We start from the raw sequence: 12,668 nt of genomic DNA, 5'->3' as shown, positions 1-12,668 counted from the left end.
CCTACTGTGCCGCTTTTGCGGCGCGATAATAGCCTTTCCTGCTGATCGCTTCCGGCGCGTTCGCGACTTCGTACGCGCTCAAGGCGATGGCGATGGCTGAGTATTGCTGCGCCGCGCTGAAGGGCAGCACGTTGTCATACGTGTCGAGCAGCGTGTGATGCACGCGCGCATAGTCGAAATCGCCGAGCACGGTAAATTTCGGCGTCGGCACGCCATGCAGGCTGAAGACGGCGTCATCGCTGCCTGCCCGCGCATGCATCGCCTTGCTGGCATCGCGCGGCACGTCATTGATGCTGGCGGCGAAGCCGAACACGGGGTGGACGTCTTGCAGCGCCCGTTCGACCCGGCCAAACACGGGTTGCCAAGCTGTGGGAATCGCGATGCCGTCGATGGCGCCAGGCCGGCCGTCGCGGTTGAGCATCATGACGATATTCTTCAATTCACCCGCATGCCGCTCGGCGAACGCGAACGATCCCTTGCGGCCGATTTCCTCCGCGCCGAAGGCGACAAACATGATGGTGCGGCGCGGCTTCGCTTCCGATAGCGCCAGCAGGCGCATCGCTTCGAGCATGGTGGACACGCCGCCGCCATTGTCGGCCGCGCCCGTGCCGCCGTCATAGCTGTCGAGGTGGGCGCCGATCAGCACGATTTCCTCAGGCTTGTCCGTGCCGGGAATACGGGCCACGACGTTGTGATACGTCACCGGGCCAGGATAGAACCAGTTGCGGATGTCAAACTCCAGGGTGACGGCTTCGCCGCGCGCCAGGCGCTGGCGCATGTCCGTGTACTGTGGCGCGGCCAGCTTGATGTCGGGCAAGGTCGGCAGGGTTGCCCAGGTGGCGGGCGCGGCGCTGGCGGCATACAGCGGTTCTTCGCCGGACTGAAGGGTGCCGAGGGCGCCGGCGGCCATCAGCACGCGGGTGATGGCCCTGGGCTGGTGAATGGCGCTGCCATCGCGCCCGCCACCCCCGTTTTCGCCGCCGATCAGCACCCATTTTCCCTTGAATTGCGCGGCGCGCTGCTGTGCCTCTTCCACGGTGGCCGGCCCCACGATTGCCAGTCCCTGCTGCACGCCACGCGTGCCGGCCGAGTAGGCGGGCGTCGCCAGGCGCAGGGGCTGTTCCTGGGGCGCCAGCATCTTGCCTGACCCGGGACCGCGGTTGAAGCCGACGGGCATCCTGCCTGCCTCTTCCAGCACGGCGTGCACGCCCCATTGCTGCAGTTGCATGCGCGCCCATTGCGCCGCATGCGTGTAGGCGTCGCTGCCGGCCATGCGGCCGCCGAAGCGGTTGCTGAGGATGTCGAGCCAGTCCATCGCGCGCGGCTCGCTGGTGCCCAGCGCCACAATCCGGCGCGCCGTGGCGTCGCCGGATGGCGATGATGCAGGCTGGATGACGGCATTCCTGCCGGACAGCGTGGCCAGGAAGGCGGGCAGCCTGTCGTGCCGGCGCGCCGCCTGCGCCGCGTCCAGCTTGGCGGAACGGTGCAGCTTATCCTGGCGCAGCAGGGTTTCATAGGCGCGCAGCACGCCCTGCATTCCCGCCAGGTCGCTGGCGCTCTGCTGCCCGGCCTGGTCCGGGTGTTCGATCTGGAAAGCCATCACGCTGGCCAGGTATTGAAACACCATCGCCTCGCGGATGGTCGCCTGGCTGGCGATGGAGAGCCAGCTTTCCAGCGCACTGGCCGGTAGCGTGAAGTCGGGAATTGCCTCGATCCATTCTGTTAGCCAGGCGCCGTCGCGCTGTTGCACTGCCAGGGGATTGCGCTGCGCCTCTGTTGCCATCTGCACCACGCGCGCGCGCTCGGCCGGCGTGGAAGGGCCGCGCGCGGCGGCGCCTGACGGTGCTGCTGCGGGTGGCAGTACCGGCGGCACATAGCGCTGCTGGAGCCGCCTGCCGCTCACGGGCTTGGGTTCGTTCTCATCGGTTTCGACCAGGCGTTCGCCGCTCAGCACGTCGCCCTTGGCGTGCAAGGTCCAGCGTATCGTCACGTCGGTGCTGACCTCCTTGCCGTTGCGCCCGGTGCTGACGCGCTTGCCGCTGTGCCGGAAGATGGTGCCGGCGGTACCGGCGGGGCCGGCGGTGCCATGCACCGTGCGCGGCGGCGTGAGCTGGCCACGTTCGTCGAGCCACGCGATCGTCGCGCGCAGGCCGTCTTGCTCTTCGGTAATGTCGAGTATGCCCGTGTCGATCAGGTCGGCCTCGACGCCATTTGTCGTGGTCGTGCCCGTCGCAGTCTGGAATTGCCACTGTCCGGCGAGGGCCGGCGTTTGCGCGTACAGGGTGCCCGGCAGGGCGGCAACAGCGAGGACGCAGGTGGCGTAAAGGTGGGGAGGGAACAGGTGCATGGCTATCCTTGTCGTGGTTTTCGCTCGGGAAGAGTCGAAAAACAGTATGCGGATAACCAGATTGCCAAGATGCTACTTTCCGACCAAGGCCTGGATTGGCGGACTGAAGGCGGGTTTGGCCGGGCCAAAGAACAGATCAACCCCATCCGGCAAGCTGCGTCGGACGAGGTTGATCTGGCACAAACTTACTTGGCGAAGGCTTGCGCCGCCGGCGTCACGGTGACGGCTGACGGCTGGATGTTCAGCTTCATCGCGCCGATGACCTTGTCTTCATCAAGCAGGGCCTGCGGCTTGTTGCCGTCGTACTTGATGGGAGAAAACGCGTCGCTGACGAGCTTTTCCTTCAACCCGGCCGCATCCTTGGCGACGATCACTACGGACAGGTTCTGCGCCGACAGGTGCTGTTTGATGGCGCGGTTGACGTCTTGTACCGTCAGCTTCGACAAGCCGTCACGCATCAGCTTGGTAAATTCCGGCGTGCCATACCATTGCGAATCGAGCGCATAACCGAGTTGCTGGTCTTGCGTCGACGTCATGACGAAGACGTTCTTCATCAGATAGTCGCGCGTGGTGGCGAAGTCGTCCTGCGTCAAGCCGTTGTCGATAAGCTTGCCCAATTCCGTCAGGGCCACACGCAGCGCGAAGTGGGCGTTGTCGGGCGCCACGGGGCGTATCCAGATTTCGAACAGCTGCGCCTTGCGGCCCAGGTTCGGGTTCGGGAAGAACTGGTACATGCCGCGCGGGAAGGCTTCGATGTATGCGTAATCGCCATAGTTCATGCCGCGGAGTTCGCGGATGCGCTGGTACAGGTAGGAATTCGAGGCGCGGTGCTCGCCCAGCCACGTCTTCGCCAGCCACAGGGCGGGGAAGTCCGGGTGCGTGCGTGTCACGTCGAGCGGCAGGCCGAACGAGATGGCCGTGGCACGCGTGTTTTTCTCGATGATTTCCACTTCCAGGCCCTGTGCCTTACGGCCCGCAGGTTTCACGGTGGCCGGCAAGCCGGGGCCGGCCGGCAAGCTTGCCAGCGACTGCGTCAGCGACGCCGTCATGGCGTCCGTCACATCGCCGGAAATGCCCACCTTGACGGCGCCTTGCGCATACGCGCTCTTCCAGAATTGTTTCACGTCGTCCAGGGTGATGGCGTCGATGCCGGCAAGCGTGCCCAGCACCGGGTGGCCGTACGGCGTGCCCGCATACACATTCGTTTGCAGGCGTTCCTTGGCGAATTCTTCTTCGTTATTGTCCTTCAGGTCCAGCAGCAGCGCATTCTTTTGCGCATCCTTCAGGCGGCGGAAGTCGTCTTCGCGAAAACCGGGCGAGAGCAGCAGCGGCAGGGCGATGGCGTTGAACTGCGTCCAGTTATCCCGGTGGATGGAGCCCGTAAACGTCGTCATTTCCTTGTCCGTCTGCTGGCTGAAACTGCCGGCCAGCGGGAACAGGGCCTGGTTGACTTCGTCGATCTTGCGCTCGGACGAACCACCGGACGCCACCATGGCGGCCGTCAGCGCGGCCAGGCCTTCCTTGCCTTGTGGATCTTGCGCGGAACCGGCCGTAAACAGCAGCTTGTAGCGGATCTGCGGCAGCGCGGATTTTTGCACCAGCACATCAAACTTCGCGTTCGAGGCGGCCGGCAGCAGGCTGGCCAGTCTTGGCGTGGTGGCGATGGCGGCCGCCATCGGCTGGTGCGACAGGGTCGTCACCACCAGGCCCTCGTCCGTCAGGTATTTGCGCGCGGCTGCCTGCAGGTCGGCCGGCGTGAGCGTATCGATCAGGCGGTAGTACTGGTTGATGGTGGCGTACGAGCGGTCGAAATGCACGAAGGACGCCAGGGTGCCGGCGATCTGCTCCGTGTTGTCGAGCGAGCGTATCAAACCATATTTTTCGGCCGACTTGGCGTCCGCCAGGTCTTTTTCGCTCACTGGCGTGTCGCGCAGCCGCGCCACGGTGGCCAGGATGGCGTCGCGCACGTAGACGGCATCGTCGATGTTTTTTACGCGCGCGCCCAGCACGGCCAGGGTCGGGTCGACCCGGTCCGGCGTCATGTCGAACAGCTGGTCGACCTTTTGCTCATTCTGCACCAGGCGTTTATACAGCGGCGAGGTGCGGCCGAACGACAGCGACAGCAAGGTTGCCAGCGCGGCCTGGTCCTTGTCCTTCACGGAAAACGCGGGCGCATGGAAGCCGACGGCCACCCACGGCAGGGTCGGCGTGGGCCAGGCCACATGCTTGTAGACGGGGCCGCGCGGCGCGGGTTCCACGGGCACGGCTGCCTGCTGCTTGCCGCGCTGCCAGCTGCTCCAGTATTTTTCTACCAGCGCGATGGCTTGCTGCGGCTCCACGTCGCCGGCGATGATGATGGTGGTGCGCTCGGGACGGTACCAGCGGTCGAAGAAGAGCTTCGAGTACGCGTACTGGTTCGGCATGTCTTCGATGTCCTGAATGAAACCCATCGTCGTGTGCTTGTAGGTATGCGTCGTGTAGGCGCTGTCGCGCATCACTTCGAACAGTTTCGAGACGGGATTGGCGCTGTTCTTGTTGTATTCGCCCAGCACGGCCCGCGATTCCGTCTTGAACGCGTCTTCCGCATAGTCGAGGTGCTGGAATCGGTCCGCTTCCACTTTCAGCACGGTTTCCAGGTCTTGCTTGGCAAACGTCGTGTGGTAATTGGTCAGGTCGTCGCTGGTATACGCGTTCTGGCGCGCGCCGGCGCGGGTGATGACTTCCTGGTATTTCTCGGGCGGATACGCCTTGGTGCCGCGGAACATCATGTGCTCGAAGAAGTGGGCAAAGCCGGACTTGCCCGGCTCGACTTCATTGCGCGAACCCGTCTGCACGGGAATCTGCAGCGAGACCAGGTTGGGGAAGCCGGTCGGCACGATGATGATTTTTAATCCATTGGCCAGGGTCTTTTCCGTTGCCTTGAACGGCAGCAGATCGGCCTTGCTGGCGGCAGCGCTGTGGGCGGCGGCCGGCTTGACGGGCGCGGCGCCCAGGTTCGACGCGGCCATGGCCGACAGGGCCAGGGCGAAAGCGGGTAATAAAACGGGCATGATTCTTGACACGGGGGCTCCTTCTTTTCTTGGAATGTGGAAAGTGCAACGCCGCAGCATAGAATATTCACGCCGCCCTGCATAGGGGCTAAAAGTCGGGCCGCAGGATGCGCGTCGTGAGATGGCTGAGAAAATCGCGCCGGACCGGCAGGAACATGCGGATGTACACGATGCCGTGTGCGCGGTCGTGATGGTAGATCACGCGGATATCCTCGCACAGGCGTTGCCGCACATCCATGCCGACTTCGCGGGCAGCCTCGACGGGCGTCTCGCTGTCGGGAAAGGCTTTCAGATCAGCGAATAATTGCCGGAACGCGGCGGTGAACTGCGCCTGGGCGGCGGCCGTGTGGCGCGCCTTGAAGTCGCTGCGCAGTTCATTGAAATCGGCTTGCGCGCTGTTCAGCACGACGATGCGCGCCATCTCAAGCCTGGTCAAGGCTGGACAGGAAGTCTTCTTCGGACACCACGACGCCGCGCGCGATTTCCTGGTTGCCCATGGCGATCAGCTTCATGAACGCATGCTGTTCCTGCATCTGCCGCGCTTGCCGCTTGCCTTCCTGGTAGGCGTGCATGGACAGCACGACCATCTTCGCCTCGCCATTTTGCGTGATGATGATGGGCTCATCCTGGCCAGCGTCAAAGCTGTTGACGATTTCCGTCGTATTGGCCTTGAGATAGGAGATCGGTTTGATGCGCTCCTTGAAGTTCATGGCGGCTCCGAATGAGATAAACTGCGAGACGACCAAATATACACCAAATTTGGTCGTGTTACTTGGACGCGTATTTGCTGCTTACGTCAGCGTCGTTTCCGGCAGGCTGATGCGGTTGCGGCCCAGGTGCTTGGCGCGGTACAGGGCGCAGTCGGCCGTGTGGATCAGCTGCCCCAGTTCCGTGCCTGCACCGGGCAGGGCCGTGGCGGCGCCGATGCTGACGGTAACGCAGGCGCAGGCACTGGCACCATCGGCGCGCTTGCGCGGCAGTTGCAGCCGCTCCACGCGCCGGCGGATGCGTTCGGCCACGATGGCCGCGCCCTTGAGCGACTGGTTCGGCAGGATGACGGCAAACTCCTCGCCGCCATAGCGGGCCACCAGGTCGTTCGTGCGCATTTCGCTGGCCACGGCGCCGGCCACCTTGCGCAGGCACAGGTCGCCGCCCTGGTGGCCGTGGTTATCGTTATATTCCTTGAAATTGTCGACGTCGACCATCAGCAGAGACAGGGGCTGGCTCTGACGCTGGGCGCGCTGCCACTCGGCCAGGATGGTATCGTCGAAGCAGCGCCGATTTGCCAAGCCCGTCAGGCCGTCGCGCGTGGCCAGGCGTTCCAGTTCCACGTGCGCGCGTTTTTCATCTGTCATGTCGCGCAGGGTTTCGACGACAGCGATCAGTTCGCCGTGATTGCCATAGATGGGGCTGGCATCGACGGCCAGGTAGCGCCGCCGCCCCGTGCGCGGCATGTCGCACCAGTTTTCCGCGCACAGATTGTTGCCCGTGCTGCTGCGATATTGCTGCTGTGCATGCAGCGCGCGCATGTCGCCGCCGCGCCCGGCCAGCAGCAGGTCGGCCAGGGTGGGGCGCTCGTCGTTGTAGAAGCAGCGGCCCGGCTCGCGCGTGCGCAGCACTTCGGCCGCCGGCACGCCCGTCAGCTGTTCGCAGGCACGGTTCCAGATCATCACCTGGCCATGCACGTCGAGGACAAAGGTGGGCACGACCAGCAATTCCATCATCTTGACGGCAAAACCCTGGGCTGCATCGCAGGGCGATGCGCTGGCATGTGCATGGCTATCCGGCATGTAAACATCCTTCTTGGGGTGAATGGGGCTGGCTCGCTGGCCATGATGCAGTGCAGCGAGACAGGAGATGTTGATATTGAGCAATATTTTCAGCGATGCGCCATCGCTTCGTCGTGGCAGTCCGGCAGGGGCAGCGACACGCGCAAGGTGGTGCCGGTGCCGCTGTGGCTTTCGATGTCCAGGCTGCCGCCGGCGGCTGCCACGCGCTCATGCATGCCGGACAGGCCGCAACCGAGTCGCGGCGGCGAGCCCGACAGCCCGACGCCGTCGTCGCTGATGCTGCAGGCCAGGGTGGCGCCCGTTTGTTGCAGGCTCAGCTGGACATGCGTGGCGCGCGCATGGCGGGCGATATTCGCCAGCGCTTCCTGCAGCGCGTGGTACAGCAGGGGGGCGTGCGCGCTGCCGGCGGCCGCGTCGAGCCGGTAATCGCAGCTGCAAGCGATGCCCGTGGTACGCTTGAAGTCCGCCAGCAAGTCGTCGCACGCCGCTTGCAGGCCCGCGTCGAGGGCAGGCGGGCGCAGGTCGTGGATGACGCAGCGCAGCGCAGCGATGCTGAGGTCGACATTGCGCGCCATCACGGCCAGTTGCCGCGCCAGCAAGGGCGCCGCGTCATGCGTGCTGGTCTGCAGCATGGCCAGGTCGAATTTCAGGGTCAGCAGATGCTGGCCCAGGTCGTCGTGGATGTCGCGCCCGATGCGCAGGCGTTCCTGTGCGCGCGCCTTGTGTTGCTCGCCGGCCAGGCGTGCCTGTTCGGCCTCGGCGCGCAGCTGTTCCAGCGCCTGCAGGCGCAGCGCCAGGCGGTGCTGGCGCCACAGCAGCAGCGCCAGCGCAGCGAGCAGGATGGCGCAGGCCAGCATCAAGGGGGAGGGCGTTCCATCCAGCAGCATCGGCCCGGCGGCGTATCCGGCGTGCAGGGAAGCGAGTGCGGCGGCCCCCAGACAGGCCAGAATGCTCAGGCGGTACGGCGGACGTCTCCAGCGTTGCAGCATGTCCATCCTCCCCAAGAATGTTTTCCATCAGGCAATGTTCTTACAGAAAATATATTAACTTGGGGCTATTTATATTGTCTAAACGCAAAAGCTGCGCAGTTATGCCTGCGAATATGGTTTTCTTGCCCCGGATGCCGCAGCAGCAGGGGCGGGCACGGCATTTGCACGGGAAGTGTCGTGGCGGCATATAATAGAGGGTTGTCAATCGGCTTTTGCGGCGACGGCGCGGCGCGCCGGCCCCGATGCGTTCGCCCCGCGCGATGACGCCAGCCAGCTCTTAGGAAATACAGTGACTTATAGCATCAAAGAGATTTTTTACACCCTGCAGGGCGAAGGAGCGCACGCGGGCCGTCCGGCCGTGTTTTGCCGCTTTTCCGGCTGCAACCTGTGGACGGGCCGCGAAAGCGACCGCGCCACGGCCGTGTGCCAGTTCTGCGACACGGATTTCGTCGGCACCGATGGCGAACTGGGCGGCAAGTTCAAGACGCCGCAGGAACTGGCCGCGCTGATCGACAGCCTGTGGCCAGCCAGCTACGCGCCGAGCAAATACGTGGTGTTTACGGGCGGCGAACCGCTGCTGCAACTGGACACGGCCCTGATAGCCGCCATGCACGCGGTGGGCTTTACCATCGCCATTGAGACCAACGGCACCTTGCCCGTGCCGGCCGGCGTGGACTGGATCTGCGTCAGCCCGAAGATGGGTTCGACACTGGTCGTACACAAAGGCAATGAAATCAAGGTGGTCATTCCCCAGTTCCAGCAAGACCTGGCCGCCTACGAACAACTGGACTTCGAGAACTTCTTCGTACAGGCGATGGACGGCCCCCTGGCCGCGCACAACATGAAGCTGGCGATCGAAACATGCAAAAGCAACCCGAAGTGGAAGCTGAGCCTGCAAACCCATAAACTCCTGCAAATACCTTAACAAAACAATATGCTGACTATCACACGCAAGCTCGAATTCGACGCGGGCCACCGCATTCCCGACCACAAAAGCCAGTGCCGCAATCTGCATGGCCACCGCTACACGGTGGAAATCACCCTGGTCGGCAAGGTCATCGAAGCGGAAGGCAATTCCGACAATGGCATGATCATGGACTTTTCCGACGTGAAAACCCTGGCCAAGCAGCACCTGGTCGATGTCTGGGACCACGCCTTCCTCGTCTACGAAAAAGACACGGCCGTGCGCGACTTCCTGGCCAGCCTGCCCGACCATAAGACCGTCGTCATCGATCGCATCCCGACGGTGGAAAACCTGGCCCGCATCGCCTTCGAGATACTGAAAGCGGCATTTACCGACCACTTCGGCACGGGCTTGCACCTGCATAAACTGGTGCTGCATGAAACGCCGAATTGCTGGGCAGAAGTGACCGATGACTGAAACGCACGCTAGCGCGCAGGACGCGCGCTACATGCAACTGGCCCTGGAGCAGGCACAGCACGCATGGGACCTGGGCGAAGTGCCCGTCGGCGCCGTCGTCGTCAAGGATGGCGAAGTCATCGCCGTCGGCTACAACCAGCCCATCGGCCGCCATGACCCCACGGCGCACGCGGAAGTGATGGCCTTGCGCGCGGCCGCTGAAAAGCTGGGCAACTACCGCTTGCCCGGCTGCGAGCTGTATGTGACCTTGGAACCGTGCGTGATGTGCTCGGGCGCCATGCTGCATGCGCGCCTGGCGCGCGTGGTGTATGGCGCGGGCGACCCGAAGACGGGCGCCTGCGGTTCCGTGCTGAACCTGTTCGAGCAGCCGGCGCTGAACCACCAGACGGCGATCGCTGGCGGCGTGCTGGCCGACGAATGCGGCGCTTTCCTCAAGCGCTTCTTTGCCGAGCGCCGCCGCGCGCAGGCGGAAGCGCGCAAGCTGGCCCATCCTCCGGCCTGACCATGCCAGCCATCGCGGCTGGCATTTTTTACAACTGTTGCGAAATAACATCTGTATAGACCACTTTGCCATTCTCAAATGAGAATGATTCGTGTTACAGTATTGTTTTCGCCAGCAAACTTTCCTTATGCATCGTTAACACTTTCGTTATCGATCCGGGTTCAAGAGCCAGCCTTTACTCTTCCACCGGATCATCATGACTACTGTGCCTACGCAGCGCCTCGCTGCACCCGTCGTATCTCCAGCTCACCTGCCTGTCCGCCGCCATAACCTGGTGCTGCGCGCCGCTTTGCTGGGCCTGTTCGCCGCGCCGCTGCTGCCCGTGGCCGCGCAAAACGCCGCCATCAATGCAGGCACGGCCGCGCAGGAACCGGCCAAGCTGCCTGTCTTCCCGGAAATCGTCGTGAACGCCAAGCAGGATTACGAGCGTCGCGCGGGCACCAAGACGGTGATCCGCAGCGACGACCTGGAACGCCGCAACGTGACGGACATGGCCGGCGTCGTGCGCTATCAGCCGCTGATCAGCACGCCAATGGCGGCCTCGGGCGGCGGCGGCATCTGGGATGGCGCGGGCAATACCGGTTACAACATCCGTGGCCTGGAAGGCAACCGGATCAGCCTGGAACTCGACGGCATTTCCCTGCCGGATGCTGCTCCGAAGCCGGACAGCAATAACATGAACGCCTTCGGCATGGGCCGCGATTATTTCGATCCAGAAACCTTCCGCGAAGTGCGCATCGATTCGGGCACGACGGCCGTCAGCGGCGCCAATCCCGGCCTTGGCGGCGGCGTGGCCTTCATCACCAAGTCGCCCGAAGATTACCTGGGCGAAGGGCAGGACCATTACGTGGCGTATAAATACGGCCGCGCGACCGCCGACCGCAGCAATGCCCACACCCTGACGGGCGCGGCCAAGATCGGCGCCAGTCTGCAAGGTCTGGCCGTGTACGTGCACCGCGATGGCGAGCAGCTGGACAGCCGCGGCAGCGCCACCGTCAACCCGGATGACTGGCATTCGAACGCCTTGCTGTCGAAGCTGGTGTGGGCTCTGCCGGGCGAACAAAAGCTGGACTTGACGGTCGACATGTTCGAACGCAAGAACAAGCGCGATCTCAACAATAAAGTCAGCGCCATGTACCCGGACGGCGTGCAGCAGGATTCCACCACCAAGCGTACCCGCGTCAGCCTGGGCCACGATGTGGTGCTGAAGGATTTCGCCCTGTTCGACCGCCTGACCTCGAAAGCTTATCTGCAGAACGCGAAGATCGACGACAAGAGCAAGGGACGCTATACCTATCAAGGCAACTTCCAGCGCGCCATCGACACCAGCTTCAAGAATGACAGCATCGGCCTGACTTCGGAAGCCGTCAAGCAGCTCACTGCCGACAACGCGCTGCTGTACGGCGTGCAGCTGGAACAGACAAAATCGCGCCGCCCATGGATGGAAGACCGCACCGTCATCGCCACGGGCGTGCACCAGATCACGCGCAAGAACCGCATGGCCGACATGGATGTCACCAAGCTGGCTCTGTACGTGCGCGACGACTATGGTTTCGACCTGGGCGGCAAGAAAGCCGTGCTGACGCCGGGCCTGCGTGCCGACTACCGCAAGCTGGAACCGAAAAACCTGCAGAACTACCTGATCGGCGTGCCGAACGCGGCCAAGGAAGTGCGCAAGGAGAGCGATTCCTACTTCACGCCGAGCCTGAGCCTGTCCGTGGAAGTGCTGCCGCAAATGAATGCCTACGCCACGTTCACGCGCGGCACTCGCCTGCCGACGGCGGTCGAACGCACGGGTACCTATGATTCCATCAGCTATACGGGCACGGGGAATGGCTATGCCGTGCTGGGCAATCCGAATCTGGGCAAGGAAACCAGCAAGGCGTATGAACTGGGGCTCAAAGGCGACGTGACCAGGGGCTTGAGCATGCACGCTTCCGTCTACCAGACGGAATACAAGAATATGATCGAGTACGTGGCGCAAGACCTGGACCCGGTGAATTACCCGACCCTCACCTGGGGCTTGTACCGTCCCGAAAACATCGGCAATGCGCGCACCTGGGGTGCCGAGCTGAGCTTGCACGCGGAACTGGGCACCTGGTTGCCGGCCATGCAGGGCTACCGCGTCGACCTGGCCACGGGCGTGGCCAAGGGGCGCTCCTTCAATACCCTGACGGGCGAGAGCGGCGGCCTGGCCTCGGTGGCGCCGGCCAAGACGGCGCTGACCTTCGGCTATGACCATACGAACAAGTTGTTCGGCCTGGAACTGAAGGCGCTGCATGCCGGCGAGAAACAGGCGCCGAACGATTTGCTGACGGGCACGACCGCGCCGCGCTTCAAGGTGCCGTCGTACACCATCTTCGACTTGTCGACCTACTGGAACGTGCACAAGAACGCCAAGATCGTCGTCGGTGTCTATAACTTGACCGATCGCAAGTACTGGGACTACGCGGCCGCGCGCAGCCTGTCTGCCGGCACCACGGTGGCCAGCCGTTTGGAGATCGAGCGCTACGCCAAGCCGGGCCGCAACGTCGCCGCCAGCCTCAGCGTCAACTATTGATTTTTACCGGGGAGGGGCGCTTGCCCCTCTTTTTTTCCATGTTTGATTG

The 12,668-nt window shown here is 63.5% G+C and carries 10 protein-coding genes; 4 read left to right on the top strand and 6 right to left on the bottom strand.

Features of this window, described 5'->3' with window-relative positions; all coding sequences use genetic code 11:
• Position 1: 1 nt before the first annotated feature.
• The 6 genes from SJI03_RS22805 to SJI03_RS22780 form a co-directional block, all read right to left on the bottom strand.
• Positions 2-2,347, bottom strand: a complete 2,346-nt coding sequence (locus SJI03_RS22805; protein WP_322428701.1) for a M28 family metallopeptidase — start codon at positions 2,345-2,347, stop codon at positions 2-4.
• Positions 2,348-2,532: 185 nt separating this feature from the next.
• Positions 2,533-5,409 (bottom strand): pitrilysin family protein, encoded by a 2,877-nt coding sequence (locus SJI03_RS22800; protein WP_322428700.1) that lies wholly within the window; start codon positions 5,407-5,409, stop codon positions 2,533-2,535.
• A 76-nt stretch (positions 5,410-5,485) separates the two neighbouring features.
• The gene (locus SJI03_RS22795) at positions 5,486-5,833 is read right to left on the bottom strand and encodes a type II toxin-antitoxin system RelE/ParE family toxin (protein WP_322428699.1); all 348 of its coding nucleotides are present in this window, start codon (positions 5,831-5,833) and stop codon (positions 5,486-5,488) included.
• Entirely contained in the window at positions 5,820-6,107 is a 288-nt protein-coding gene (locus SJI03_RS22790; protein WP_322428698.1) for a type II toxin-antitoxin system Phd/YefM family antitoxin, read from the bottom strand. The genes SJI03_RS22795 and SJI03_RS22790 overlap by 14 nt, the downstream gene beginning before the upstream one ends.
• A gap of 81 nt (positions 6,108-6,188) precedes the next feature.
• Positions 6,189-7,187, bottom strand: coding sequence for a diguanylate cyclase (locus SJI03_RS22785; RefSeq protein ID WP_322428697.1), 999 nt, complete (start codon positions 7,185-7,187; stop codon positions 6,189-6,191).
• Positions 7,188-7,276: 89 nt separating this feature from the next.
• Positions 7,277-8,176, bottom strand: a complete 900-nt coding sequence (locus SJI03_RS22780; RefSeq protein WP_322428696.1) for a sensor histidine kinase — start codon at positions 8,174-8,176, stop codon at positions 7,277-7,279.
• Positions 8,177-8,465: 289 nt separating this feature from the next.
• On the opposite strand from SJI03_RS22780, the gene queE reads away from it, so the two are divergent.
• From queE to SJI03_RS22760, 4 genes are all read left to right on the top strand, one after another.
• Complete coding sequence (gene queE / locus SJI03_RS22775; protein WP_035819193.1) at positions 8,466-9,101, top strand: 7-carboxy-7-deazaguanine synthase; 636 nt, start codon at positions 8,466-8,468, stop codon at positions 9,099-9,101.
• Between the two features lie 9 nt (positions 9,102-9,110).
• Positions 9,111-9,557, top strand: coding sequence for a 6-carboxytetrahydropterin synthase QueD (queD, locus tag SJI03_RS22770; protein WP_035819191.1), 447 nt, complete (start codon positions 9,111-9,113; stop codon positions 9,555-9,557).
• Entirely contained in the window at positions 9,550-10,059 is a 510-nt protein-coding gene (gene tadA / locus SJI03_RS22765) for a tRNA adenosine(34) deaminase TadA (RefSeq protein ID WP_322428695.1), read from the top strand. Before queD ends, tadA begins: the two co-directional genes overlap by 8 nt.
• Before the next feature lie 196 nt (positions 10,060-10,255).
• Positions 10,256-12,619: a TonB-dependent hemoglobin/transferrin/lactoferrin family receptor gene (locus SJI03_RS22760; RefSeq protein ID WP_322428694.1), complete on the top strand. Its 2,364-nt coding sequence runs from the start codon at positions 10,256-10,258 to the stop codon at positions 12,617-12,619.
• The last annotated feature ends 49 nt before the right edge of the window (positions 12,620-12,668 follow it).

Source organism: Janthinobacterium sp. GMG1, from assembly GCF_034427795.1.
GTDB lineage: Bacteria > Pseudomonadota > Gammaproteobacteria > Burkholderiales > Burkholderiaceae_D > Janthinobacterium.
The sequence above is the reverse complement of the archived record's forward strand: the minus strand, read 5'-3'. Positions and strand labels throughout refer to the sequence as shown.